At 40.4% G+C, this 24,895-nt stretch carries 25 protein-coding genes and 4 pseudogenes; 21 read left to right on the plus strand and 8 right to left on the minus strand.

Going from position 1 to position 24,895, the window contains the following annotated elements; all coding sequences use genetic code 11:
• Nucleotides 1-93 precede the first annotated feature (93 nt).
• The 5 genes from G4D76_RS16040 to G4D76_RS09395 all read left to right on the plus strand — a co-directional run bounded on the left by G4D76_RS16040 (nt 94) and on the right by G4D76_RS09395 (nt 3,824).
• Complete coding sequence (locus tag G4D76_RS16040) at nt 94-228, plus strand: hypothetical protein (RefSeq protein ID WP_256440455.1); 135 nt, start codon at nt 94-96, stop codon at nt 226-228.
• The gene (locus G4D76_RS09385) at nt 173-1,090 is read left to right on the plus strand and encodes a TAXI family TRAP transporter solute-binding subunit (protein WP_250129888.1); all 918 of its coding nucleotides are present in this window, start codon (nt 173-175) and stop codon (nt 1,088-1,090) included. The genes G4D76_RS16040 and G4D76_RS09385 overlap by 56 nt, the downstream gene beginning before the upstream one ends.
• 81 nt (nt 1,091-1,171) lie before the next feature.
• The gene (locus G4D76_RS09390) at nt 1,172-1,606 is read left to right on the plus strand and encodes a DUF1850 domain-containing protein (protein ID WP_213809747.1); all 435 of its coding nucleotides are present in this window, start codon (nt 1,172-1,174) and stop codon (nt 1,604-1,606) included.
• 3 nt (nt 1,607-1,609) lie between these two features.
• Nucleotides 1,610-2,104 carry a hypothetical protein gene (locus G4D76_RS15105; RefSeq protein WP_250129889.1) on the plus strand — a complete coding sequence of 165 codons (495 nt, stop codon included), beginning with the start codon at nt 1,610-1,612 and terminating at the stop codon, nt 2,102-2,104.
• Nucleotides 2,043-3,824, plus strand: coding sequence for a TRAP transporter permease (locus G4D76_RS09395; protein WP_250129890.1), 1,782 nt, complete (start codon nt 2,043-2,045; stop codon nt 3,822-3,824). The genes G4D76_RS15105 and G4D76_RS09395 overlap by 62 nt, the downstream gene beginning before the upstream one ends.
• A gap of 58 nt (nt 3,825-3,882) precedes the next feature.
• On the opposite strand, the gene putP is transcribed toward G4D76_RS09395, so the two are convergent.
• Together putP and G4D76_RS09405 are read right to left on the minus strand one after the other, a co-directional pair.
• Nucleotides 3,883-5,451, minus strand: a complete 1,569-nt coding sequence (putP, locus tag G4D76_RS09400) for a sodium/proline symporter PutP (RefSeq protein ID WP_213809748.1) — start codon at nt 5,449-5,451, stop codon at nt 3,883-3,885.
• 215 nt (nt 5,452-5,666) lie between these two features.
• Complete coding sequence (locus G4D76_RS09405) at nt 5,667-6,107, minus strand: YtoQ family protein (RefSeq protein WP_213809749.1); 441 nt, start codon at nt 6,105-6,107, stop codon at nt 5,667-5,669.
• Nucleotides 6,108-6,210: 103 nt separating this feature from the next.
• Between G4D76_RS09405 and G4D76_RS09410 the strand changes: the two genes are divergently transcribed.
• From G4D76_RS09410 to mqo, 3 genes are all read left to right on the plus strand, one after another.
• A complete protein-coding gene (locus G4D76_RS09410; RefSeq protein WP_026859138.1) occupies nt 6,211-6,879 on the plus strand; it encodes an HAD family hydrolase in 669 nt (222 codons plus the stop codon).
• 129 nt (nt 6,880-7,008) lie between these two features.
• Nucleotides 7,009-7,224, plus strand: a complete 216-nt coding sequence (locus G4D76_RS15110) for a hypothetical protein (RefSeq protein WP_250129891.1) — start codon at nt 7,009-7,011, stop codon at nt 7,222-7,224.
• Between the two features lie 172 nt (nt 7,225-7,396).
• Nucleotides 7,397-8,902 carry a malate dehydrogenase (quinone) gene (gene mqo, locus G4D76_RS09420; RefSeq protein ID WP_026859136.1) on the plus strand — a complete coding sequence of 502 codons (1,506 nt, stop codon included), beginning with the start codon at nt 7,397-7,399 and terminating at the stop codon, nt 8,900-8,902.
• Nucleotides 8,903-8,950: 48 nt separating this feature from the next.
• Here mqo and G4D76_RS09425 read toward each other — a convergent pair whose 3' ends face one another.
• A complete protein-coding gene (locus G4D76_RS09425; RefSeq protein ID WP_213811024.1) occupies nt 8,951-10,042 on the minus strand; it encodes a PLP-dependent transferase in 1,092 nt (363 codons plus the stop codon).
• A gap of 243 nt (nt 10,043-10,285) precedes the next feature.
• On the opposite strand from G4D76_RS09425, the gene G4D76_RS09430 reads away from it, so the two are divergent.
• The 4 genes and pseudogenes from G4D76_RS09430 to guaC all read left to right on the plus strand — a co-directional run bounded on the left by G4D76_RS09430 (nt 10,286) and on the right by guaC (nt 12,245).
• Nucleotides 10,286-10,699: a hypothetical protein gene (locus tag G4D76_RS09430; protein ID WP_213809750.1), complete on the plus strand. Its 414-nt coding sequence runs from the start codon at nt 10,286-10,288 to the stop codon at nt 10,697-10,699.
• A gap of 89 nt (nt 10,700-10,788) precedes the next feature.
• Entirely contained in the window at nt 10,789-10,986 is a 198-nt protein-coding gene (locus G4D76_RS09435; RefSeq protein WP_213809751.1) for a hypothetical protein, read from the plus strand.
• Nucleotides 10,983-11,123, plus strand: a complete 141-nt coding sequence (locus tag G4D76_RS09440; RefSeq protein WP_213809752.1) for a hypothetical protein — start codon at nt 10,983-10,985, stop codon at nt 11,121-11,123. Before G4D76_RS09435 ends, G4D76_RS09440 begins: the two co-directional genes overlap by 4 nt.
• Before the next feature lie 135 nt (nt 11,124-11,258).
• Nucleotides 11,259-12,245, plus strand: a pseudogene (gene guaC / locus G4D76_RS09445) (GMP reductase).
• A 309-nt stretch (nt 12,246-12,554) separates the two neighbouring features.
• On the opposite strand, the gene G4D76_RS15115 reads toward guaC, so the two are convergent.
• Together G4D76_RS15115 and G4D76_RS15120 are read right to left on the minus strand one after the other, a co-directional pair.
• The gene (locus G4D76_RS15115) at nt 12,555-12,914 is read right to left on the minus strand and encodes a prephenate dehydrogenase dimerization domain-containing protein (RefSeq protein WP_250129892.1); all 360 of its coding nucleotides are present in this window, start codon (nt 12,912-12,914) and stop codon (nt 12,555-12,557) included.
• Between the two features lie 25 nt (nt 12,915-12,939).
• Nucleotides 12,940-13,401, minus strand: a complete 462-nt coding sequence (locus G4D76_RS15120) for a prephenate dehydrogenase (protein WP_250129893.1) — start codon at nt 13,399-13,401, stop codon at nt 12,940-12,942.
• Nucleotides 13,402-13,822: 421 nt separating this feature from the next.
• On the opposite strand from G4D76_RS15120, the gene aroF reads away from it, so the two are divergent.
• Together aroF and G4D76_RS16930 are read left to right on the plus strand one after the other, a co-directional pair.
• Nucleotides 13,823-14,857, plus strand: a complete 1,035-nt coding sequence (gene aroF, locus G4D76_RS09455) for a 3-deoxy-7-phosphoheptulonate synthase (protein WP_213809753.1) — start codon at nt 13,823-13,825, stop codon at nt 14,855-14,857.
• A gap of 92 nt (nt 14,858-14,949) precedes the next feature.
• Complete coding sequence (locus tag G4D76_RS16930; RefSeq protein WP_213809754.1) at nt 14,950-15,165, plus strand: chorismate mutase; 216 nt, start codon at nt 14,950-14,952, stop codon at nt 15,163-15,165.
• 28 nt (nt 15,166-15,193) lie between these two features.
• On the opposite strand, the gene G4D76_RS09465 is transcribed toward G4D76_RS16930, so the two are convergent.
• Entirely contained in the window at nt 15,194-15,904 is a 711-nt protein-coding gene (locus G4D76_RS09465) for a homoserine O-acetyltransferase/O-succinyltransferase family protein (protein WP_371814465.1), read from the minus strand.
• Nucleotides 15,885-16,118: a homoserine O-acetyltransferase/O-succinyltransferase family protein gene (locus tag G4D76_RS16935; protein ID WP_371814466.1), complete on the minus strand. Its 234-nt coding sequence runs from the start codon at nt 16,116-16,118 to the stop codon at nt 15,885-15,887. The genes G4D76_RS09465 and G4D76_RS16935 overlap by 20 nt, the downstream gene beginning before the upstream one ends.
• A gap of 126 nt (nt 16,119-16,244) precedes the next feature.
• Between G4D76_RS16935 and G4D76_RS09470 the strand changes: the two genes are divergently transcribed.
• The 4 genes from G4D76_RS09470 to G4D76_RS15130 all read left to right on the plus strand — a co-directional run bounded on the left by G4D76_RS09470 (nt 16,245) and on the right by G4D76_RS15130 (nt 18,809).
• Nucleotides 16,245-17,561, plus strand: coding sequence for a Na+/H+ antiporter family protein (locus G4D76_RS09470; RefSeq protein WP_026859129.1), 1,317 nt, complete (start codon nt 16,245-16,247; stop codon nt 17,559-17,561).
• 210 nt (nt 17,562-17,771) lie between these two features.
• A complete protein-coding gene (locus G4D76_RS09475) occupies nt 17,772-17,948 on the plus strand; it encodes a hypothetical protein (RefSeq protein ID WP_156897191.1) in 177 nt (58 codons plus the stop codon).
• An 80-nt stretch (nt 17,949-18,028) separates the two neighbouring features.
• Nucleotides 18,029-18,400 carry a hypothetical protein gene (locus tag G4D76_RS15125; protein ID WP_250129894.1) on the plus strand — a complete coding sequence of 124 codons (372 nt, stop codon included), beginning with the start codon at nt 18,029-18,031 and terminating at the stop codon, nt 18,398-18,400.
• Nucleotides 18,369-18,809 (plus strand): N-acetylglucosaminidase, encoded by a 441-nt coding sequence (locus G4D76_RS15130; RefSeq protein WP_250129895.1) that lies wholly within the window; start codon nt 18,369-18,371, stop codon nt 18,807-18,809. The genes G4D76_RS15125 and G4D76_RS15130 overlap by 32 nt, the downstream gene beginning before the upstream one ends.
• 49 nt (nt 18,810-18,858) lie before the next feature.
• Here the strand turns inward: G4D76_RS15130 and fdhD are convergent, their stop codons facing one another.
• Nucleotides 18,859-19,662: a formate dehydrogenase accessory sulfurtransferase FdhD gene (gene fdhD / locus G4D76_RS09485; RefSeq protein WP_035785294.1), complete on the minus strand. Its 804-nt coding sequence runs from the start codon at nt 19,660-19,662 to the stop codon at nt 18,859-18,861.
• Between the two features lie 117 nt (nt 19,663-19,779).
• On the opposite strand from fdhD, the pseudogene G4D76_RS09490 reads away from it, so the two are divergent.
• From G4D76_RS09490 to G4D76_RS16940, 3 pseudogenes are all read left to right on the plus strand, one after another.
• Nucleotides 19,780-21,040: pseudogene (locus tag G4D76_RS09490) on the plus strand (OFA family MFS transporter).
• A gap of 39 nt (nt 21,041-21,079) precedes the next feature.
• Nucleotides 21,080-23,430, plus strand: a pseudogene (locus tag G4D76_RS09495) (FdhF/YdeP family oxidoreductase).
• A 116-nt stretch (nt 23,431-23,546) separates the two neighbouring features.
• Nucleotides 23,547-24,846 (plus strand): annotated as a pseudogene (locus G4D76_RS16940) (sodium-dependent transporter).
• Nucleotides 24,847-24,895 lie beyond the last annotated feature (49 nt).

The following is a 24,895-nucleotide window of genomic DNA, read 5'->3' on the forward strand; positions in this document are numbered from 1 at the left end:
CTTAAATATAAAAAAAATTTTCTAATTATTGAAAGCGATATTATGGTAAGATAATTGGTAAGAAAGTAAAAATTTTGAAAGGGGAATAATTTTATGAAAAAGAATTATTGGTTTTTACTGATGCTTTCTGCAGTGATGCTGGTTTTAGCAGCATGCGGCGGAGATTCTGCGAATGAAGAAGAAGGCGAAGAAGGTTCAGGAGATTCAGCGAGGAGAAGACTGGATTGAAAATATTACATTGCTCACAGGTGGTGAGGCAGGGGTTTACTTCCCACTGGGTGTAGCAATGGCTGATATTATCGATACTTCTTTTGATAATGTAAGTGCAACGGGTGTATCGTCCGGTGCCTCTGTCTCTAACGCGGAACAGTTAAATAACGGCGAAGCACAGCTCGCGCTTGTGCAGAATGATATCGCATTCTACGGTGCTGAAGGGAGTAACATGTTCAGCGAACCATTGGATAACTACAGCGGTGTATTTACAATCTACCCGGAAACAATTCAGCTGGTTACTTTAGCAGATTCAGGTATTGAATCAGTGTCTGACCTTGAAGGGAAACGTGTTGCTATCGGTGATATGGGTTCAGGTACTGAAGCCAATGCGACTCAGATTATTGAAGCACACGGCATGACAGTCGACGATGTTGACGCACAATACTTAGATTTCTCGGATGCTTCTACTAACCTGCAGGATGGAAACGTTGATGCTGCTTTCGTAACTGCCGGTACTCCAACGGGTGCTATTCAGGAGTTAAGTGCAAGTGCTGACGTTAAAATTGTAAGTTTTGATGAAGATGCAATGAATAATCTAATGGAAGAATACACTTACTATACTCAGGTTGATATTCCTGAAGATGCTTACGATAACTTTGACAGTACAGCTTCTACAGTTGCCGTACAGGCGATGCTGATTGCTTCAAATGATATCTCGGAAGATCAGATGTATGAAATGACAAAAGCAATTTTTGAGAACCTGGATTCAATGGCTAATGCTCATGTCCGCGGAGAAGAGTTGACACTTGATACTGCAGAAGAAGGTATGTCGATTGACCTGCACCCTGGTGTACAGCGCTACTACGATGAGCAGTGATTAAATGAGTAAAGAATAATAAAAAGGCATTGCTTATACGCAATGCCTTTTTATCCCTTACAAGTTATTTTCGTGCTTGAAATGGTGATAATATTTCAGCTGAATCAGCCGGTAAAGATTATTATTGAGGATATGAGTACTGAAGAAGAGCTGTTTGTACAGGAAGTGGAATATGGCGAACGTTTTGAAGTGAATTACATTCATTCGGTTGAACGCTCTCCGGTTAGTGAAGTTTTTGAAGTGCGCGGTGACGGTATTTATACGATGGAAAGTCATACAGAATCTTTTGGGGCAGGTATGCCTTATGCAGGTGAAGATGTCGAACTGAAAGATGGAACATTTACCATCAAAAATATTAACCGTAAAGTTCACGGAGGGACGCTGCGTATCAGACCATCATCGGTTTTCCCGCATCATATTATTATCGGGGATACAGATATAGTTATTTCGAATGCGCCATATAAAGGAAAAAATTTAGAAGTAAAATTAATTAAAAGTTATTTTAGAGGTGATTAACCAATGGATGCTAAAGAACAACAGAAAATGATTCAGGAATTAGAGGGCAGCGACAGAGATCTTGGAAAAAAACTCACCATACTGGTCAGTTCTATTTCAATTCTGCTGGCCGTTTTTCACCTTTACGTTGCAGGCTTCGGTTTGCCGGGCATCGGTTCAAGAACATTTCTGATTATTCACCTGACACTTGCAATAGTACTGGTGTTTTTAATATTCCCAATTAGAAAAGGGACGTCACAAAAAACAATTCCCATATACGATTTTATCCTTTCAGGATTATCACTGGGATTAGGGATTTATTTAATACAGAGGCAGGATGCACCTGAAATAATGTCTGCACGCCCGACAGAACTGGATTTAATTATCGGTGCACTGTTTATTGTTATTGTTATAGAAGCAACGAGACGTTGTTGGTCTGCCGCTTGTAATCATTGCATTGATTGCTATCGGTTATTTCTTTGCCGGAGAATTTTTGCCCGGTCAGTTTTACCACAATAGAGGCGACTTCTCGAGATTCGTCTACGAGATTACATACAGAAGTAACGGTATTTTCGGAACACCGATCTACGCTTCCGCACAGTTCGTATTTATATTTATACTGTTTGGGGCAATTCTGGAATCGACAGGTGCCGGAAAAATGTTTATCGATCTTGCAATACGCGGATTTGGTAAATATAAAGGCGGTCCAGCCAAAGCAAGTGTCGTAGCAAGTGGAATGATGGGAAGTATTTCGGGAAGTTCTACTGCAAATGCGGTGACTACCGGAACGTTTACAATCCCGTTAATGAAAAAAGTAGGATTCCCGCCGCATGTAGCAGGCGGAGTTGAAGTTGCAGCTTCATCCAGCGGGCAGTTTCTGCCTCCGGTTATGGGTGCAGCTGCGTTTATCATGGTTGAGTTTACAGGGATTCCATATTTTGAAATTATTAAAAGTGCACTGATACCTGCACTGCTTGCTTATGTAGGTATACTGTTTATGGTACATTTCGAAGCCAATAAACATAATATTTCCGGAATGGACAGAAGCGAAATGACGTCGGCAAGAAAACTGCTGCTCAGTCAGGGTTACTTGATAGTGCCAATATTAATATTACTCTACTTCCTAGTAGTGGAAAGAGCGTCAGTTAACGCTTCGGCATTCTATTCGATTATCGCGATGATTGTTATCGCATTCTTTGCATACCGTTTTAAAACGAGTATGGGACGGACGATAATATTTGCTGCAATTCTTCTGGCAATCACTTTCTCGATGCAGTACTTAATCGTATTTGTGAACCAGGGGCTCGTAATATTTAATGATGCGCTCGGCTTAAGTCTATTCAATACAGAAACTATCCGCTGGCGCAGTCCAATATTTACAATGGTGCTTGGCGGAATTATTGTTGCGCTGCTCTTTGCAATCTTTATGAAGATGACAAAAAGAGATGTGACACCACAAAAATACGGATTTACACAGCTTCTTGAAGGTTTTGACAAAGCTTCAAGAAATGCCCTGAGTATTATCGTTGCCTGTGCGACAGCAGGTATCCTGATTGGGGTAATTACAACGAGCGGATTATCGACAAAATTTACAAGAATAGTAATCAGTTTTTCAGATACAATTGAAGGCTGGCTGCCGAACTTTATGATTACCGATAATACCCAGCTGTACATCGCACTGGTACTGACAGTGTTCGCATGTCTGCTCTTAGGTATGGGACTGCCGACTACAGCGACATATGTAGTACTTGCCGGTTATTGCACGGTACTGACAAATATGGGGCTGCCTGTAATTGTAGCGCATCTGTTTGTATTGTATTACGGAGTTCTTGCAGATGATACACCGCCAATCAACCTGCCGGCGTACGCTACCGCAGGTATAGCGAAAGCAGGGCCGATAAGGACCGGCGTACAGGGCTTTAAGTATGACTCAGCTGCCTTGCTGCTGCCGTTCATGTTTGCTATAAACCCTACGATACTTCTGATTACAGATGCCAGTGCACTTGAAATGGCCTGGGCAGTTCTGACAGCGGCGGTCGGTATGGCGACATTCGCATCATTTATACAAAACTTTATGTTTGTGAAGTACAGTATTTTTGAAAGAATAGTTGCTGTCATTACGGCACTGCTGTTTATCCAGAGTGATTTAGTTACAGATGCAATCGGTTTTAGTCTCTTCATTCTGCTGGTTGCTTACCAGCTTTATAAGAAGAAAAAACAGGAACCTGTAACAGCTTAATAGAACAAAGAAAAAAGCGCGAACCGGGATTTTCCGGTTCGCGCTTTTTATCTGCTTACTACTTATCTTCTCTTAAAATTCTTTCAGTTTCTTCGAACTCTGTAGCCATTTCAGGTTTAAGTTCGTTCTGAGTCATCTTACTTACGATAATACCAGCAAGTGTTGCAACAATAACACCAGGAACAATTTCATAGAGTCCCGTACCGAATGTACCCGCTGCGATCCATATAATAACCGTTCCGGCACCACCGATGATAGATGCGATTGCGCCTGAACGTGTCATACCTTTCCAGTGGAGAGCCATGACCATTAGAGGACCAAACGCGGCACCAAAACCTGCCCATGCGTTAGCAACGATGTTAAGGATAACTGATTCATCATCCCATGCAATAAGAATTGCAACTACAGCGACAAGAATTACAGAAATTCTACCTACAAGAACGAACAGTTTGTCCTGTTCTTTTTCTGTTTTAGTTTCTTTACCGTCAATCATTTTAAGACGGATCATCTTGTAGAAATCCTGCACAAGTGAACTTGATGTAACTAAAAGCTGTGAAGAAATTGTACTCATAATTGCTGCTAAAATAGCTGCAAGGAAAAATCCGCCGACTAACGGGTGGAAGAGTACCTGACTCATAAGTACCAGGATTGTTTCCGGATCTCCTACATTATGGCGAGTCGCATCAGTAAATGCGATACCAAGCAAACCTGTCAGACATGCACCGATAAGTGCAATAGCCATCCAGATAATACCGATACGGCGGGCTTTTGGTATCAGCTTATGAGATTTAATCGACATAAAGCGGACGATAATATGAGGCTGTCCAAAATACCCAAAGCCCCATGCGAGGTTACTGATGATAGTAATTATCGAGACACCGCTGATTAGTGACAGATAGTTAATATCAGCTAAAGCACCAAGCTCTTCAATTCTGACAAATGGTTCGATACCGTCTCCTGTCAGTGTCATCCATGTTGCGATTGGAATCATGACAATCGCGATAAACATTATTGTTCCCTGGAAGAAGTCTGTAAGACTTACAGCCAGATAACCGCCGAAGAATGTGTAGATTACAACTACGCCGGCTGTAACAAATAAGCCCCAGTGGTACGGTAAGTTAAACGCACTTTCGAACAATTTACCGCCTGATACCATTCCGCTGGCTGTGTAGACAGCGAAGAATATTACAATAACAAGGCCTGCGATAATACGCAGCATATGCTTGCGGTCTTTAAAGCGATTTTCAAAAAAGTCCGGGAGCGTAATTGAGTCGTTGGAAACTTCCGAGTAAACACGAAGTTTCGGAGCGACAACTATGTAGTTCACGTATGCCCCGATTGTTAAACCGACAGCAATCCAAATACTTGAGAGCCCGACACTGTACATGCTTCCTGGAAGCCCCATCAGCATCCAGCCCGACATATCAGAAGCTCCGGCAGATAAAGCAGTAACCCATGCGCCGATATTACGGCCGCCGAGCATATACTCGTTCAGGTTTGATGTGGATTTATTGTATGCATAAACCCCAATCGCAATTAAGACGATGAAATAAACCGCCATCATTACGTACTGTTCCCACCCAGCTGTGAAGGTGAAAGCAGATCCTGCTGTTGTGTTAAGAATCATTCAAAAACATCTCCCCTTGGTAATATAGTAAAACTGTTTATGTAAATTACATAAACCATGAAGTAACCTGTTCTTTCAAAGCAAAAGAATAGAATTACACATGCGCCAATTATAACGATAGTTGTGTGCTATTACAACGTGATTCGGGGAATTGTCTGTTAATTCACGACGAAAACCGCCCGGTAATCCTATTACTGAGCGGTTTTGAATGTATTTTATTTATAAATATATTCTAAAACTTCAATTGCTTGTTCTACTGTGCTTGTAACGACGTTGGCTTTCTCGGAAATTTCTTTTAATGGATGAATTAATTTTTCAGGACGCACTAAAATTAACGGCTTGCCGGTAGTAATTGCTGTTGTTGCATCCATTGCAGTATTCCATTGTTTGTATTCTTCGCCGAAAAGAGCGATTACGACGTCAGCTTTGTTCATTAATACCTGCGTGCGCAGATTGTTAATGCTAGATGCTGCATTGTCGCGGTAATATTTATTCGGCTGTTCGCCTAAAATATTTTCACCGATATTATCCGATAAATCGTGATCCGTTTGAGGAGATACAAAAGTTAACGGTAAATCTTTCTCTGTTGCCAGAGACTGAATTTTGTCTCTCCAGTCGCTGTGAATCTCGCCTGCTAAATATACTGTTAAAGCCATGAAACAACCTCCTAATAGTCATTGCATATTAGTATATACCCTAATCTATTTATGGTAAAATATTTAAAGTATATTAATTATCCATGGAGAGGAATAGACCGACATGAAAGTGGCATTATTTGATTTTGACGGCACATTATATCCGCATGAAACGTTTGAAACGCTTCGTGCACATTTAAAAAATCACCCGAAATTTAAAAAGAATTATAAGCATTTTGTCCGTTATTTTGCGCCGACCTATTTTGGATATAAAATGAAAATGGTGCCAAAAATTAAAATGCAGCACAGAGCATTGGAATCTTATATACTTTCATTCAAAGGTTATTCCAAAAATGAAATAGATGGATTTTTTGAAGATGTCGCGAATTCAATGAGCACCGAGCTCAGAGTCTCACTGCTTGAAAAGATTCAGCAGCTGAAACAGGACAACTATTATATAGTGCTGATTTCAGGGGCATTTATTCCTTTATTGGAAGCATTGTTTAAAGGTGTCGGTTTCGATTATATCGTCGGTTCAAAAATTCATTATAATGGTGATGTTCTGGATTATAAAACACGATTTGAACGAGTGTTTGCCGAACGCAAGATTGACATCATTAAAGATCACTTTAAAAACAAAGAAGTTGACTGGCCGAACAGCCAGGCATACAGTGACAGCATAACGGATATAAAAATGCTGGAACTTGTCGGCAAGCCGGTAGCAGTATCACCGGATAATGATTTATTATCAATAGCACAGGATAAAAACTGGAAAATATTAAATGATTTTTAGGAGGATAAACTGTGAACTTAATTAATTTAACTGAAGCGGATCTTTATCCCGACAGAGAAGTTTGGGCCATCACTTGAAGGTACATTATTATATAAAGTAAGAGATCAGGCTCATTTCCCGGGAGCATACATGACCACAAATGAACGCCTGTTTATGAATGTCGATATGAACGGCGAAGCATACACGAGAGTGTTTGCTTATGCTGATATCGTCCGTGCTTTCGTAGAGGATAATGTGCTGTTTATCGAATTCCCGGAAGGTATGGGAAAAATTGCAATGGTCGATATAACCGCTGGAAACATTGAAGAATTTGCGGAATATGTTAACGAAAAAAGTGAAAAATAGAACGATTAAGGATGTGCTGAGACAGTGCATCTTTTTTGAGTTTAATTAGTATGACACTGTTGGTGATTAGTATGACACATTTCATGATATAGCTTTCAGAAAACAAAAAAAAAGAGTATACTGTTACTGAATATTAATATAATAAACATGGATAAGGGGCATCAATTAAAGTATGACTACTTCTATTAGCAAAACGGATGTGGTTCTGATTGGTGGCGGGATTATGAGTGCCACGCTTGGAACACTATTAAAAGAATTAAAACCCGACTGGAACATTAAAGTTTTTGAAAAACTTGATGATGTTGCAATCGAAAGCTCAAACGCATGGAATAACGCCGGCACGGGGCATTCGGCGCTGTGTGAATTGAACTATACACCAGAGCTTGCAGACGGCTCAATAGAAACTTCAAAAGCAATTAAAATTAACGAACAGTTCCAGATTTCAAAACAGCTTTGGGCGTATTTGATTGAAAAGGGAGATTTAGATACTCCGGAGGACTTCATTCGAACAGTGCCGCACATGAGTTATGTGGAAGGTGAAAAGAATGTTGAGTTCCTTAAGAAGCGTGTGGAAAAACTGACTGAAAGTCCGCTGTTTGAAGGTATGGAATATACCGACGATCACAGTATTTTAAAAGAATGGCTGCCGCTGATGATGCAGGGGCGTGACCCGAATGAAGAAATCGGTGTAACCCGTATTGATTCAGGAACGGATATTAACTTCGGCAGTCTGACTAAAAAGTTATTTAAGAGACTTGAAGAGCAGGGTGTGGAAGTGCACTTCAAACATGCTGTTCAGGACATTCGCCGCACTCAAAAAGATAAATGGCAGATAAAAGTTAAAAACTTAAACAACAGCAAGTTGGAATATCATACAGCAGACTTTGTCTTTATCGGTGCCGGCGGCGCAAGCCTGCCACTTCTGCAGAAGACAAACATTCCTGAATCTAAAAATATCGGCGGATTCCCGGTAAGCGGACTATTCCTCGTTTGTGATGATGAAGAAGTCGTGAACCAGCATGAGGCTAAAGTGTATGGTAAAGCTAAAGTCGGTGCACCGCCGATGTCTGTACCGCATCTTGATACACGTTATATTGACGGGAAAAGATCGTTGCTGTTCGGACCATTTGCAGGGTTCTCTCCTAAGTTTCTGAAAACAGGGTCGTATCTGGATTTATTCGGATCGGTTAAACCATACAATGTATTGACTATGCTGTCTGCCGGAGCAAAAGAGCTTGGCCTGACTAAGTACTTAGTACAGCAAGTACTGCTGAAAGAAGAACAGCGTATGGATGAACTTCGTGAATTTGTTCCTGAAGCCCGTTCAGAAGACTGGAAAACAATCACTGCAGGCCAGCGTGTGCAGATGATTAAAGATACGGATAAAGGTAAAGGAACATTAATGTTCGGTACTGAGACGGTTGTATCGGAAGACGGTTCAATGGCCTCACTTTTAGGTGCATCACCAGGTGCTTCTGTAGGTGTGGATGCAATGCTTGAACTTTTAAGCCGTGCATTCCCCGAGGAATTCGGTTCATGGCAGGATAAAATTAAAGAAATGATTCCAACATATGGTGTTTCTTTATCTGATAATCCTGAGATTTTCAAGGAAATGAATGAGCGCACAACTGATACTTTAAGACTGAAAAGTCATGAAGAAGGCGCGTTACTAAGCTAAATAATGAAAGCAGGCATCCGAATCCCGTGAGGGAAGCGATGCCTGCTTTTATTTTAGTGACTTGTTCAATGCCTGTTCAATATCTTCGATTATGTCATTCACATTTTCAATGCCGATTGACAGACGGATTAATGAATCATCGATACCGCGTTTCATGCGTTCATCATCCGGCATTTCAGCGTGTGTCTGTGTAAAAGGGAAGGTGATGAATGTTTCTGTGCCGCCGAGACTCTCGGCGAAAGTACAGACTTCAATGTTCTCTAGAAACGTATTCACACTGTGAGTATTTTTAAAGCGTAGGCTCAGCATACCAGTCGTTCCGGCGTAGAGCACTTTATCGACTGCATCATGATTTTCAAAGTGAGCGGACACTTTTTTTGCATTTTCGATTGCACGGTCCATGCGTACGTGCAGTGTTTTTAAACCGCGAAGCAGTAAGAACCCGTCAAAAGGAGACAATGTTGCGCCGATCATGTTGTGATATAAGCTGAGGGATTCAGCGAGTGTCTCATCTTTAACAGTAACGACACCTGCCAGTACATCGTTATGACCGCCGATATATTTAGTAGCAGAATGAAGAACAATATCAGCACCTTCAGTGAGCGGACGTGATAAATACGGTGTTAAAAATGTATTGTCGATAATAGTTAAAATGTTTTTATCCTGCACGATTTTGAACAACGGAGCTAATTCAGTTGTTTCCATCGAAGGGTTGGTGATAGGTTCTATAAAAAATGCACGGGTATTTTCATTGATTAGAGAAGTTATTTCATCATGATTATTAAAATTTACATAGTGGAACTTCACGTTATACTTCGTTTCATAAAAATCGAAAATACGGAACGTCCCGCCGTATAAATCGAAACTTACAAGTACTTCGTCGCCGCTGTTAAATAAATTACAGCACAGCTGCACAGCTGCCATTCCGCTCGATGTTGCAAATGAATGAGTGCCGCCTTCAAGTTCGGCGAACGCTTCTTCAAAATGAGAACGAGTTGGATTTTTAGTACGGGTGTAATCAAATCCGGTCGATTTCCCGACGCCTTCATGCTCGAATGCAGTTGATAAATATATAGGGCTTGTTGTTGCTCCTGTATGATCAGGATTTAATGAGATTTGAGATAATTTAGTGTCCAATATTTACCGTCCTTTTCATCTATGTATTTTTGAAAGATATGTTAAATATATAAATTAAGCGGGTACAAGTCAATGGTTTAGAAAGAATATTGTGATAACTTAGTGCGGGTAACGGCATTGCGCTGTACTAGAAAGTGGTAGATAAAAATAACGATAAGCGTTATAATTAGGTTAATTAAATTACAGGAGTGATACGAGTGAGTCAGTCACAGAACGTTATACTATACAACAGCTCAAGTAACGGACATGGTTGAACTGTCTGATCAGAACGTTAGAAAATACGTTAGATTACTTGAAGACAGAAATTATGAAGTTGCTAAAGATGAACACAATAGAAGATTGTTTTCTAAAAAAGATGTGAGTGCTTTACAGGAAATGATTAAAATTGCCAAGTCCCCAGGGAACACGCTGGACTCTGCGGCAGATGAAATCATTGAAAATCAGGATGACTTTGAAGAAACGCCAAGTGAGAATCAGGTTTCTAAAATGTCGGATAATGACGTTTCAAGATTGCTTGCTTTAGTTCTTGAAAAACTGGATGAAATCCAAAATGAAAACAAAGAATTAAAATCAAATATAGTACACTCGTACACAGACTTGAAGAATATGATCTTAAAGCACTGGAATATAATCCAGATGAAAAAGTTGAAACTTCTTTAGCTGAGGAAGCATACGAAACTGAAGAATCATTTCAGGTTACAGAAGAAGAGTCACGGGAAGCTGACACTGCTGTATTTGAAACAGGAACAGTGGAAGAGAAGAAACTAGAAGAAAAAGCTATAACACCAGAAACATCAGTGGAAGAAATTACAGTAGAAGCACCGGCTGAAGAACCTGCAATAGAAGAAAGTGCTGAGGAAGTTCCTGAAGAGTCAACAGTAGAAACTATTGAAAATCAGGATGAAGCAGTTGAACAAAAGAGGGAAATACAGGAACAATCGACTTGAGTACACAGGAAGAAAAAGTTGAAGAGACTGTATCGGTATCTTCAGAAGAACTAAATAATGACGAAACTGCACAACAGCAGATTGAAGAACCGAAAAAAGGTTTCTTTGGGAAACTGGCAAGCATGTTCAAAGGTTAGAATCGAAATTTATTTCGATTCTTTTTTATTTTCAACAGATTTATTGACATGTGAAAATAAAACCACTATAATCCCTATTGGCGAACGAGATTGAAACATCAGTTAAATAATATACGGATTAGAGGAGTTTTTATCATGGATAGCGTATTTGATTATGAAGATATACAATTAATTCCGAACAAATGTATTGTGGATAGTCGTTCAGAATGTGATACTTCAATAGAATTTGGTAAGCACACATTCAAACTGCCTGTAGTGCCTGCAAACATGCAGACAATTATTGACGAGAAGATTGCTACGTATTTAGCGGAAAACGGATATTTCTATATAATGCACCGTTTCAACCCTGAAACACGCAGTGAATTTATTAATAAAATGAGAGGCAGAAAACTTATCTCTTCTATAAGTGTTGGAATTAAACAGGAAGAATATGATTTTGTACTCAGCTTAAAAGAACAGAACTTGATACCTGACTATATAACAATCGATATTGCTCACGGTCATTCAGACAGAGTAATGGATATATGATTAAACATATTAAAAAGCATATACCTGAAACATTTTTAATTGCAGGTAACGTTGGAACTCCTGAAGCAGTGAGAGAATTAGAGCACGCTGGAGCAGATGCAACTAAAGTTGGCATCGGACCTGGTAAAGTTTGTATCACTAAAATTAAAACAGGATTTGGTACAGGCGGGTGGCAGCTTGCTGCACTGCGGTTATGTGCAAAAGCAGCATCTAAGCCAATTATCGCAGACGGCGGAATCCGTACACACGGAGATATCGCTAAATCTGTAAGATTCGGGTGCATCCATGGTTATGATTGGATCACTATTTGCAGGCCACGAAGAATCACCTGGTACTGTTTATGAAGAAGACGGCAAGAAGTATAAAGAATACTTCGGTTCAGCTTCTGAATACCAAAAAGGTGAACACAAGAACGTAGAAGGCAAGAAAATGTATGTAGAATACAAAGGACCTTTAGCTGAAACATTAACTGAAATGCAGCAGGACCTGCAGTCATCTATCTCATATGCCGGCGGCAATGAATTAGATGCAATCCGTACAGTAGATTATGTAGTTGTTAAAAACTCAATCTTTAACGGCGATAAAGTATATTAATAGTTTTACTTGAAAGGCCGCAGATGCGGTCTTTTTTATTTAACAGAGTTTATCTCTGACATGAGCGGGTTTCATTGGTGAGGTAATCGCTTATCTCTGACATGAGCGGGTTTCATTGGTGAGGTAATCGCTTATCTCTGACATGAGCGGGTTTCATTGGTGAGGTAATCGCTTATCTCTGACATGAGCGGGTTTCATTGGTGAGGTAATCGCTTATCTCTGACATGAGCGGGTTTCATTGGTGAGAATCTCCCTATCCAATTAACAAAAAACACCGAATCCATTACAGGTCCGGTGTACTATATCAATCTATTCAATATCGTGCAAGTCTTTATAACGTTTCGTACTTTCGAGCATCATTTCTTCCATCGTTTCAACGTCATCGCTTTGTATTGCAGTGTTGAGTTTATCGAGCTGTATCTGGAAGTTTTCAATGTGTTTGACGAGGTGATCTTTGTTCATCATAAACAGTTCCGGCCATAATTTTTCGTTAATATTCGTAATGCGGGTTAAGTCGCGGTAACTGTCACCGGTGAATTTTTTAGTGTTACGCTCGGCATCATCGCTGTTGATTAATGAAATTGCGATGACATGGGCGAGCTGACTCGTGAAGCCGATGACTTCATCGTGAAAGTCCGGAGTAATTACAGAAATACTGCCGAATTCCAATTTCTTAACGAAATTTTTCAGGAACTCAATATTCTTTTTTGTTACGCGGTGTGGGTGTAATCAAATAGTTGGCACCGATAAATACTTCTCTGCTGCTGAACTCGAGGCCGCGATTTTCACGTCCTGCCATCGGATGGCCAAAAACGAAATCGGTATGTTCCGGTAGCAGCGGTTCAACTTTATCTATTATAGATGTCTTCACACCGGTGACATCGGTAATGATGCAGCCTTCTTTTAGATGAGGGATATAATCTCTTAGCAGGTGCACAAGCAGTTTTGGATAAACTGCAAAAATAATTAAATCTGCATGTGGAATGATGTTTTTAAAATCATCTGAACCGTCTTTAATAATATGCTGAGTTTTTGCTTTTTGAATGACCGCAGTATCAATGTCTATTGCATATATATTAGCGTCAGGGATATTCTCTTTAATAGAAAGGGCAAACGATCCCCCAATGTTTCCTAAACCGATAATTGCTATATTCATATATTTAATGCCTCCGTATTTTTACGATTATATATAAGAATGAATATACATTAATTAATTAAATTATGTAAAGATTTAATTAATTCTAACGAATAGATTGACAAACTAATATGACCCGACATATAATTACAATCAAACACATTATAAAGGAGCGGTTATTTATGTTAACCCATACAACTTCACAACTGAATAATCGACTTTACTTTAGCTATTTTTGATACCGTTTGTACACATCATTCGTACAAACGTAAAACAAACTGTTTGTATCAATGATGGCTGAAGATTTTGTAATGTCTAGCCATTTACTTTAAATAAGTGGCTAGGAGTCGGGACTTCTACATATTTTTCTATACTCACTGCCACTTACTTTTTAAAGTTAAGTGGCAGTTTTATTTTTAAAAATTTTAGGAGGCTATTAAATATGATTATTCATGTAAAGCGCGACGCAACGGAAGGTAACATTAAGACACTCGTTTCAAACATCGAGGAAGCAGGTTTCAGAGTTCACCGTTCTGATGGTGAAAGACGTACAATAATCGGCCTGATCGGCGATACATCGAAAGTCTCCGAAAATGATTTCAAAAAATACAGTATCGTAGACGGGGTGTACAGAATTCAAAAGCCATATAAGAAAGCGAACAGAAGTTTCCATGAAGACGACAGTATTATTGACATGGGCAACGGTGTTAAAGTCGGTGCTGAAAACTTCATGGTCTGCGCAGGACCTTGTTCTGTTGAAGACTTAGACAGCACAGTAGAATTAGCAATTAAATTAAAAGATGCGGGTGCCAACTCATTACGAGGCGGAGCGTTCAAACCGCGTACATCACCGTACAGCTTCCAGGGGCTTGGTGTTGAAGGGCTTAAAATTTTAAATGAAGCTAAAAAAGAAACAGGACTGCCTATCGTTTCCGAACTGATGGGAACAGATCATTTAGATACATTTGTCGACATGGTTGACGTTATTCAAATTGGAGCACGTAATATGCAGAACTTCGATTTGCTTAAAGCTTTAGGCCAGACAAACAAACCAATTTACTTAAAACGCGGAATGTCTGCAACAATTCAGGAATGGTTAATGTCGGCGGAGTACATCATGGCCGGCGGCAACAGCAACGTTGTTCTTGTAGAGCGCGGTATCCGTACTTTCGAAACAGCAACGCGTAATACATTAGATATACAGGCAGTTCCCGTGGTACAAAAAGAATCTCATTTACCGATTATCGTTGACCCGTCACACGCAGCAGGTGTAAGATACCTGATTCCTTCAATGGCTAAAGCAGCAGTAATGGCAGGAGCAAACGGTTTACAGATTGAAGTTCACGAAGACCCTGAGAACGCATGGAGTGATGGTCAGCAGTGTCTGACACCTGCAGAGTTCAAAGAACTGATGGACACGATTAAAATACTTCTTGAAATCGAAGGTAAACAAATTAACGATATCGTTATAGCTTAAAAATATGAGGAGGCTAACCATGGGGAGACATGAAGAGTTACGTAAAGAAATAGATCAGATAGACCGCCAGCTCGTTCAGCTTTTCGAAAAGAATGAAAGTATCGACGGAAATTGCTGAGTATAAACTCAGAAATAACGTTCCGGTTTTAGACACGCAGCGCGAGAAAATGGTTATTAATAAAAACATTTCCTATTTAAATGATCGTACGCTGGATACTTATATCTCAGAGTTTAGTAAACACCTCATGGAGCTCTCACGAAGAAGACAGCAGGAATGTCTTCATACACAGCAGACAAAAACATGCTAAATAAAAAGGCGCCCGGCGGGCGTCCTTTTTATTTCTGTTCATGCAATTTAGTTAAATCGTATAATGTATTCTGGTAAGTTTCATTCAGCCAGTTGTTAAACAGCAGATGCCCGTGGCTGCGCCATTGAAATTTTGGATTTTCCGCCGGATTATCGTCCGGATAATAATTGAATGGAACAGCAGTATCCATACCGCTGCCTGCATCACGGTCATATTCCGCTTTCAATGTTTCTCTGTCGTATTCAAGGTGGCCGAAAATAAATAGATCACGCTGATTTTTAGATGTAATGATATCCGGGCCGTATTCTTTATTGGAGGTCAGTACTTCCAAGTCCGGGATATCGTTTAATGCATCGTAATCAATTTTAGTATGTCTGGACTGGGGAACCTGATATATATCATCAAAACCGCGAATATACGGATGTTCGGGTTTTATATTTTGATAATCGAACACACCGAACAATTTTTCTGATAAAGTATACTTTTCGATATTATAATAATGATTTAATGCAAACTGTGCTCCCCAGCAAATATAAAAGCGGGAAAAGACATGTGTCTGTGCCCAATCTGTAACTTTTTTAAGTTCGTCGATATATCCAACCTGTTCAAAATTAAATTTTTCAACCGGAGCACCGGTCACAATCATGCCGTCAAAATAATCATCTTTAACTTCGTCATGTGTTTTATAAAATTTCTGCAAGTGACTGGTCGGCGTATTTTTACTTTGATGGGAAGACATATGTAAGAATTCGATATCGATTTGAAGAGGTGAGTTGCCCAGCAGTCTTAAGAGCTGCAGTTCGGGTCGTTTCTTTTAGCGGCATAAGGTTTAAAATAAGAATTTTTAATGGACGAATGTCCTGTGTTATCGCGCGGGAAGCTTCTATGGTATATACTTGTTCTTGCTGCAGTTTCGTTCGAACAGGCAGACCTTCGATGATTTTAATTGGCATGCGTTCACGTCCTTAAATAAAAAATAGTAGTACTATATAATGTAACAGTGAAAACGAATTACAGTCAATATCAAAATTATCTAAAAAGTCGAAAAGATTATAATTACTTAAAATTTTGGAGGAAAGATAATGAATTCAGTTTTAATAGCGATTCTCGTTATGGTCGTTTTAAGTTTGTGCCGGCTTAACGTTATATTAGCATTATTTATCGGAGCGCTGACCGGCGGCCTGATTTCAGGCATGGGCATCGATGAAGTAATCGGTGTATTTACTGGGGGAATCGTCAATGGTGCAGAAATTGCACTCAGCTATGCACTGCTCGGAGGGTTTGCTGCATTAATCGCATACAGCGGTATAACCGACGTTATAGTAGATAAGATTCTGGGCTTGCTGAATGCAAGTAAAACAACGAAAGCACGTGTGATTGCGAAGGTTTCATTAATAGTAACGCTGCTCGTTATTTCTATGATCAGTCAAAATTTAATTCCTGTGCATATTGCATTTATTCCTATACTTATTCCGCCGCTGATCAGTCTGTTTAACGAGCTGCAGCTGGACCGCAGACTCCTTGCGATAGTCATGACTTTTGGTCTTACATTTACTTATGCAATACTGCCGTTCGGCTACGGGCAAATATTCCAAAATACAATCGTGACAAGCTTTGCCAATGCCGGGGCAACGATTGAATTTAATGATGTCGCACCAAGCATGATAATTCCGGCTCTCGGGTTTGTCGCCGGGCTTATAATCGCATTTTTCTACTTCAGAAAACCGAGGAAATACCTTAATAAAGAAAGTGAAATGTCCGCTGAACGGGTAACTGTCAGTGCTAAAACACTAATTACAGCGACGCTTGCGATTATCGTTACTTTCACTGTCCAGTTCTTTACGGACTCGATGATCTTCGGTGCACTCGGCGGGATTATGGTTTTCTTCTTGTCACTGCAGTTTAAATGGGCTGATCTTGACCGTGAACTGGTTAATGGTATTAAAATTATGGCCTATATTGGTATGGTAATGCTGGCAGCGAACGGCTTTGCCGGAGTGATTACAGCGACGGAAGATGTCCTGCCACTCGTAAATAGTATTTCAGATACTCTCGGTAATAATAAAGCATTTATCGTGATGGGAATGCTGGTTGTCGGTTTGGTTGTAACGATGGGAATCGGCTCATCATTCGCGACGCTGCCGATTATCGGGGCAATCTTCGTTCCAATGGGCGCAGAACTCGGTTTATCGATGGCAGCAATTATTGCGATTGTCGGTACTGCAGGCGTGCTTGGTGATGCAGGTTCTCCAGCATCAGATTCCACACTAGGGCCGACAGCGGGACTCAACGTGGACGGGCAGCACGATCATATATGGGATACATGTGTGCCGACATTTATCTTTTTAAATATTCCTGTAATCATTACAGGTTTCATTGCAGGAATGGTATTATAGAAATGTATAATGTAACTAAATGATAAAAACAAAACTGCCAGCTTGAAATTTTCCGGATAATGTAGTTTAATTAATCTACTAAGTAAAAAAATTCACTAATTAAGCAGCGAATTTGTCCTGAGCTTCGTATTTAATCATTTAACGAATTTATCTGCGTAAGATGAATTGTATAAGCTCTCGATAATCTATTACTTTCGAACAGGTGATTTTATGGAGACAGATTTAAACATTTTAAAAGGCAATTTAACTGCATATCAAATCAGTGAAGCGATTGGTATTTCTTTTGAAGAAGCTACGGATTTGCTTGAACAGCGAATAACTGTGGAATCACTGGACGAAAAAAGCCAGGAAATGTTGAAAGAATTAGAAGCAGTTCTATTTGACTAGCGGAGAAACCGCGTTAAATATATTAAACATAAATATGAGACTGACATTGTCAGTCTCATTTATTTTTTCGGAGGATGCCTATGGATAAGATAAAAGAAAATATTCCGTTTATATTGCTGATTGTCGTAATGGCATTATTTATGCTGGCATTCTTTGTTTCAGAAACATCATTTTTTAAGACGGAGGGGATTTCCACGTATACTTTTGAAGAAGCCGTCAGCATGCAGGTTAATAATAATACGGGGGACGTCAAACTGACTGACAGTGCAACAGAATATGCAGACGAAAATGATATTAAAGAAGCAATGACAATTAACAGCAGTAATGATTTTCAATTTCTGCCCCTTGATTCGATGACAGAAGCGAGCGAAGATCAATTGAATGAGCTGCTTGAAGGCAAAGGGATATTGGAAGGTAAGGGTGCTGCTTTTATCGAAGCAACAGACACATAACGTAAATGCGCTGTATCTGATCAGCCACGCACTTCTTGAAACGGGACATGGACAATCGGAACTTGCTTCCGGTATCGAAGTTGACGGGACAACATACTATAACTTTTTCGGGATTGGAGCATTTGATCATGCTGCGGTTGCTGAAGGTTCGAGTTATGCACAGAAAGCAGGCTGGTCATCGCCGGAAGCTGCGATTATCGGCGGTGCTGAATTTGTCAGAGTAAACTATCTGGATAATAGCCAGAATACTTTATACCGCATGCGCTGGAATCCGGAGAATCCGGGCACCCATCTCTATGCAACCGATATAGAATGGGCAGAAAAAATTGCGAGCATAATGAGTGGTTATTACAATTCTCTGGGTTTGGAATATGACGAACTGCAGACAGAAAATTATAATGAAGAGTAAAAAAATACAACCAGTTACGGAAATATTTACGTAACTGGTTGTATTTTTCTTATTTACTTTCAAGATCATCTGCGCCGATAATGCGCCACGGATGGCTGTATATATTAAATGAGCTGCCGCGAATAAAACCTGCAGCTGTAATATTTAAATCATGAGCCAGCTTAATCGCAAGGTCGGTTGGGGCAGATTTACTGAGGACGATGCCGACACCGATTTTTGAAGCTTTTGTCAGTACTTCAGACGAGATACGTCCGCTGAACACGATAACTTTATCTTTAACGGAAATATTATTCTGCAAACAGTGTCCGTAAAGTTTGTCGAGTGCGTTATGACGGCCGATGTCACCTTTATGGACAATAGTACCATCGGGTGATGCGATACTCGCATTGTGGATACCGCCTGTATCTTTAAAAATTGTACTTTCTTCCTGCATTTCTTTCATCAGGCTGATGCACTGTTCAGGTGTAAGTTTCGTGTCCGACAGCGAAAATTTCGCTGTATCAACATCTGACTGAAAATAGAACTGACGACTCTTACCGCAGCATGAACCGAGTACGCGTTTTGAAAATGTACCGTAGTCTTTAGGCAGTTCGCGTGAAACGGTAACGTGGCAGAACCCGCCTCTTTCATCGATGTTCATAGATATGATTTCTTTAAATGAACGCAGAGCACCTTCGGATGCTAAAAAGCCGATAACGAGTTCTTCCAAGTCGTCCGGCGAGCAGACTAAAGTTGCAAATTCTACATCATTTAAATATATAGTCAGTGGAAATTCCTCAGCAATTATATCATCAGTTTCAATGAATTTTCCGTCGGTGTACCGGCGAATAGTATTTTTAGTAACAATTTCCATAATTTATACCTCTCCTACTCCGAATCTTATTGTAAAGGTTCTTTTTTCTTTATATAATCACATTTAAGGCGAAATTACAATTTTAGGAATTCCGTCAAAACAACTAGGGGGATTTACATGCAAACGAAGAAAAATCGCTGGCTGATTGCTCTTGCAGGGGTTGGTATACATATATCAATCGGTTCAGTATACGCATGGAGTGTATTTACGACACCGCTTCAGGAATCAATTGGATGGTCACTGAGTCAGGTGTCAATTACGTTTAGTATTGCTATTTTATTTTTAGGGTTGTCTGCAGCATTTATGGGGCATTTTGTAGAAGCTAAAGGACCGAGAAAGTCGGGATTGGTTTCAACGGTATTTTTTGCAGCGGGTATGATTACCGCAGGATTCGGTATACAGCTTGAAATGCTGTGGTTATTATATGTAGGTTACGGAGTGCTCGGAGGAATCGGTCTTGGAATAGGATATCACACCGGTTTCTACATTGGTTAAATGGTTCCCGGACAGACGCGGAATGGCGACAGGACTTGCAATTATGGGGTTCGGTTTTGCCGCGATGATCGCGAGTCCGTTAATGCGTACGCTGATTGAGTCAGTAGGAATCCCTAACACATTCTTTATTCTTGGTGCGATTTACTTTACAGTAATGCTCGTATCGAGTTTATATCTTGAAAGACCGCCTGAAGGGTATCATCCAAAAGGTGTGGTTATCGATGAAAGTGCTGCAACTGTGTCGAAAGATCTTGCACAGCTGACAGCTAATGAAGCAATTAAGACGAAACGTTTTTACTTCATGTGGCTGATGCTCTTTATCAATGTAACATGCGGTATTGCGATTCTTGCAGTAGCAAGTCCGATGGGTGTTGAAATTGCAGGATTATCTGCAGGTGCAGCAGCATTTATGGTAGGAATTATGGGAGTATTTAACGGTGCAGGACGATTAATTTGGGCATCTATTTCAGACTACATCGGCAGAACAAATCTCTACACGCTGTTCTTTATATTACAGATAGGAATCTTTGCAGTACTGCCGTTTACGACAAATGCATTGCTGTTCCAATTACTGCTGTTCGTTATGATTTCATGCTACGGCGGTGGATTCTCTGCAATTCCAGCGTACATTGGAGACATCTTTGGAACGAAGCAGCTTGGTGCTATTCATGGCTATATTTTAACAGCATGGGCAGCAGCCGGGCTTGCAGGTCCGTTCATTGTTGCGAGAATTTATGAAGCGACTCAAAGCTATGCGTGGTCACTGTATATTTTTGCAGGGCTGTTCGTTGTTGCACTGATAATCTCTATATTTATCAGAATAGATATTAAAAAACTTAAAGAAAAAAATGAGCTGGATGCTGTCAGCGCTTCCGCAAAATAGTGTACAATAGAATTATTATAATATAGAGGGAGTGTCTACATGGGTAAAACTCTGCATCCGGGTCCAATTAATAAGACGAAAAAGTGGGATCCGAAATTATGGGTAAGTCCTGTGCCATTCGGTTTAACTAAAGTAAAACCGCATCATATGAGAGATACGGCTAAAATCGTTTGGAAAAACAGAGACAATTTAAATTACGCGAAAAACATTATATTAAAAGGTGTATGTGACGGCTGTGCGCTCGGCGTATCAGGCCTTCAGGATCAGACTTTAAATGGTCCCCACATGTGTACAACACGTTTTAATGTGCTGAGATTAAACACAGCACCACCGATCAAGCCTGAGATTTTACATCAGGATATTGATGAATTACGTAAAATGGACAGCACTGAGCTGCGCGAACTTGGACGCATTCCATATCCGATGATTCGCCGCAAGGGTGATCGTAAATTCATCAGAGTATCGTGGGATGAAGCGATGAATACTATTGCGGACAAGATGAAAGTTCTCGATCCAAAGCAGTACGCATTTTACTTAACAAGCCGCGGTATTACGAACGAATCGTATTACGTTGCAGCAAAAGTTGCACGCTACTTAGAAACAAACCATATCGATAACGCATCACGTATCTGTCACTCGCCGAGTAAATCAGCGATGAAACGCTCAGTAGGTGTCGGAGCTTCAACTTGTAACTACCAGGACTGGTTAGGCACAGACGTATTAGTATTCTGGGGAAGTGTTGCATCAAACGCATCACCGGTGTCTACTAAATATATGAAGCTAAAAAACGCGGTACGAAAATTATCGTTATTAACCCTTACAGAGAACCTTCAATGGAAAATTACTGGGTACCTTCAGTAGTAGAATCTGCACTATTCGGTACAGAAATTGCAGACGAATTCTATGAAGTAAACATCGGCGGAGACATTGCATTAATGCACGGTGTTATGAAACACTGGTTCGATCTTGAAGAGCAAAATGAGGGATCTGCAGTTAACCACGAGTTCGTCAACGAACACGTTAACAACTACGAAGATCTTAAAGAGAACGTACAGTCACAGACTTGGGACGAAATTGTTCAGTCTTCAGGAGTGGAGAAAGAAAGTATTATCGAACTATCAAACAGCCTTGCTAAAGCGAAAACAGGCGTTATGGTCTGGGCTCTCGGTTTAACAATGCATAAACACGCAACAGATAATATTTCACAAGTATCTAACCTCGCGTTATTACGCGGCTGGTTAGGCGGTAAAAATAAAGGTCTTATGCCATTACGCGGACACTCTTCAGTACAGGGTTCAGGAGAAATGGGAGCAGATCCGTTTTCACTGCCTGGTGGAGATTACAACGATGAAAACCGTCCCCGCGTTGAAGATCTGTGGAACTTTAAACTTCCGCAGTGGCCGGGTGATACAGTTGGTGTAACTATTGAGAACGCAATGCTGCCGGAAGACAATGAAAGAAAGCTTAAGCTTTACTACATGTCGGGCGGTAACTTCCTTGAAACGATGCCGGATCCGAACTTCGTAAGAGATGCACTGCAAAATCTCGATATCCGTGTTCACCAGGATATTATTTTAAATACGTCAACATTGCTTGATGCCAAAGAAACAGTTGTTGTACTTCCTGCGAAAACTCGTTACGAGCAGGACGGCGGCGGACTTTCAACATCTACTGAAAGAATGGTTTACTTCTCACCTGAGATCGAAGGAAACCGTAACCGTATTGCTGAAGCGCGCAGTGAGTGGCAGATTTACGTTGATCTTGCAAAACGCGTAAAACCTGAAGAGTCTCATTTAATAGACTTCCAGTCAGGTCAGGAAATCCGTGACGAAATTGCTAAAGCGAATCCTCAGTATGACGGTGTTCAGCATCTGAAAAAAGCAGGAGACGTTTATCAGTACGGCGGAGCATGGTTATGTGAAGGCGGCGTTTGTCCGACACCGGACGGCCGTGGAAACCTGATTACGATGGATATTCCGGATAACAATAAGAAAGCCGGAGAATTTAAACTTCTGATGAGACGCGGTAAGCAGTTTAACGCGATGATATACGGAGATCGCGATGCGTTTAACAACATGGGCCGTTACGACGTGCTCGTGAGTGAAAATGATGCTAGAAAAGAAGGTCTTGAAGACGGGGAAGCGGTTGTTCTTTATAACAAGAACGGCGTGTTCCAAGGCTTCGTTAAATATGCAGCAATTAAAGACGGCAACATCGGCGTTCAGTTCCCTGAAGGAAACTTCCTTGTAAGAAAGGTATTTACGAAAGCTTCGTAGAAATGCCTGACTATGTTACTGACGTTAAGATGGAAAAAGCTGACCACTTTAATGCGAAAAGACCGTCAGTATTTAGAAAAATCAATACCTGAATTAGAAGATAACCCTAACTAGTTTGTAGAGGGTAATATACCAGAAAGCCGGGAGATAGTTCTCCCGGCTTTTTGTATATAAAAACTCTCTTTAGTGTGGTAAACTACCAACATTGATAATTGAAAAGAGGTAATTTTTTGTCCGAAAATAATTGGAACTCAAAATTAGGTTTTATATTGGCTGCAGCAGGTTCTGCAATTGGCCTCGGTGCAGTATGGCGTTTCCCTTATATGACTGCTGAACATGGCGGCGGTGCGTTTTTATTCGTTTTCCTGCTATTTACTATTCTTATTGGTCTGCCGCTTTTAATTAGTGAATTTGTCATCGGCCGTGCGTCGGGAAAAATCCGATTGACGGTTTCGAATATTTTGTAAAAAGAGCTTGAGGATTTTCGGGTGGATCGGCACTTCGGAACGATGCTGCTCTTGTCGTTCTATAGTGTAATCGGTGGCTGGATATTAATTTATCTGCTGATTGCTCTCTTAGACCTGTTTAATCTTTTACTGTTAACGACTATACGGCAATGCTCGGGGATATTATTACGAACCCGGTATATGTAATTGCCGCTCAGGTATATTCATTTTTATTACAGCAGTTGTTGTTGCCCAGGGTATTCAAAAAGGATTGGAAAGGGCATCTAAAATTATGATGCCGGTGCTGTTCATTCTGTTTTTATTTATTATTATCCGTTCACTTACGCTGCCTAATGCATTTGAAGGGGTTAAGTATTTCCTGACACCTGACTTCAGCGAGCTCAGTGCAAATGGGATAATGTTCGCGCTTGGCCAGTCGTTCTTTGCGCTCAGTGTCGGAATTACTCAGATGATGACGTACGCGTCATACTTAAAAGCGGATCAGAATCTGACGAGATCTGCATCGTATATCGTTCTTTTGAATATCGCGGTTTCCGTTATGGTTGGACTTGCGATTTTCCCTGCAATTGCTTCATTCGGCATGCAAAGTGTTGAAGGCCCGGGACTTGTCTTTATCGTTCTGCCTGAAATATTTAATGCGATTCCGTTCGGAATTATTTTTTATCTGATGTTCCTCACTGCATTCTTATTTGCGACATTGACATCCGCGTTCTCGATGATTGAAATTAACGTTGCCAACACTGTTAAAGGCGACCAGTCGAAACGTAAAAAGGTAACTTACATTTATGCAATTATCGTTTTCGCTATCGGTATTCCGTCTGCTTTATCAGAAGGTGTACTGAATGATGTTCAGTTCTTCGCAGGTACGATATTCGATAATGTGGATTTCCTCGTATCAAATATACTTTTACCTGCAGGAGCCTTGTTCTCCTCAATCTTTGTCGGTTATATTTTAGACAAGCGCATTACGATGGAACAACTGAATGTAACGAAAGACAGCAAATCTTTTATTGTATTTAAAGGCTGGTTATTCCTGCTCAGATTTATTTTACCTGCAATATAATCTTTGTCTTTATTATGAATATAATCAGCTTCATTTAAGTAACTGAAAG

The organism is Jeotgalicoccus sp. WY2 (assembly GCF_018437745.1).
GTDB classification, from domain to species: Bacteria; Bacillota; Bacilli; order Staphylococcales; family Salinicoccaceae; genus Jeotgalicoccus; species Jeotgalicoccus psychrophilus.

Coding starts and splice junctions, on each gene's coding strand:
- G4D76_RS16040 (WP_256440455.1), top strand. CDS start 94: ATGAAAAAGAATTATTGGTTTTTACTGATGCTTTCTGCAGTGATGCTG.
- G4D76_RS09385 (WP_250129888.1), top strand. CDS start 173: ATGAAGAAGAAGGCGAAGAAGGTTCAGGAGATTCAGCGAGGAGAAGAC.
- G4D76_RS09390 (WP_213809747.1), top strand. CDS start 1,172: ATGGTGATAATATTTCAGCTGAATCAGCCGGTAAAGATTATTATTGAG.
- G4D76_RS15105 (WP_250129889.1), top strand. CDS start 1,610: ATGGATGCTAAAGAACAACAGAAAATGATTCAGGAATTAGAGGGCAGC.
- putP (WP_213809748.1), bottom strand. CDS start 5,451: ATGATTCTTAACACAACAGCAGGATCTGCTTTCACCTTCACAGCTGGG.
- G4D76_RS09405 (WP_213809749.1), bottom strand. CDS start 6,107: ATGGCTTTAACAGTATATTTAGCAGGCGAGATTCACAGCGACTGGAGA.
- G4D76_RS09410 (WP_026859138.1), top strand. CDS start 6,211: ATGAAAGTGGCATTATTTGATTTTGACGGCACATTATATCCGCATGAA.
- G4D76_RS15110 (WP_250129891.1), top strand. CDS start 7,009: ATGACCACAAATGAACGCCTGTTTATGAATGTCGATATGAACGGCGAA.
- mqo (WP_026859136.1), top strand. CDS start 7,397: ATGACTACTTCTATTAGCAAAACGGATGTGGTTCTGATTGGTGGCGGG.
- G4D76_RS09430 (WP_213809750.1), top strand. CDS start 10,286: ATGGTTGAACTGTCTGATCAGAACGTTAGAAAATACGTTAGATTACTT.
- G4D76_RS15120 (WP_250129893.1), bottom strand. CDS start 13,401: ATGAATATAGCAATTATCGGTTTAGGAAACATTGGGGGATCGTTTGCC.
- aroF (WP_213809753.1), top strand. CDS start 13,823: ATGATTATTCATGTAAAGCGCGACGCAACGGAAGGTAACATTAAGACA.
- G4D76_RS16930 (WP_213809754.1), top strand. CDS start 14,950: ATGAAAGTATCGACGGAAATTGCTGAGTATAAACTCAGAAATAACGTT.
- G4D76_RS09465 (WP_371814465.1), bottom strand. CDS start 15,904: ATGTCTTCCCATCAAAGTAAAAATACGCCGACCAGTCACTTGCAGAAA.
- G4D76_RS16935 (WP_371814466.1), bottom strand. CDS start 16,118: ATGCCAATTAAAATCATCGAAGGTCTGCCTGTTCGAACGAAACTGCAG.
- G4D76_RS09475 (WP_156897191.1), top strand. CDS start 17,772: ATGGAGACAGATTTAAACATTTTAAAAGGCAATTTAACTGCATATCAA.
- G4D76_RS15125 (WP_250129894.1), top strand. CDS start 18,029: ATGGATAAGATAAAAGAAAATATTCCGTTTATATTGCTGATTGTCGTA.
- fdhD (WP_035785294.1), bottom strand. CDS start 19,662: ATGGAAATTGTTACTAAAAATACTATTCGCCGGTACACCGACGGAAAA.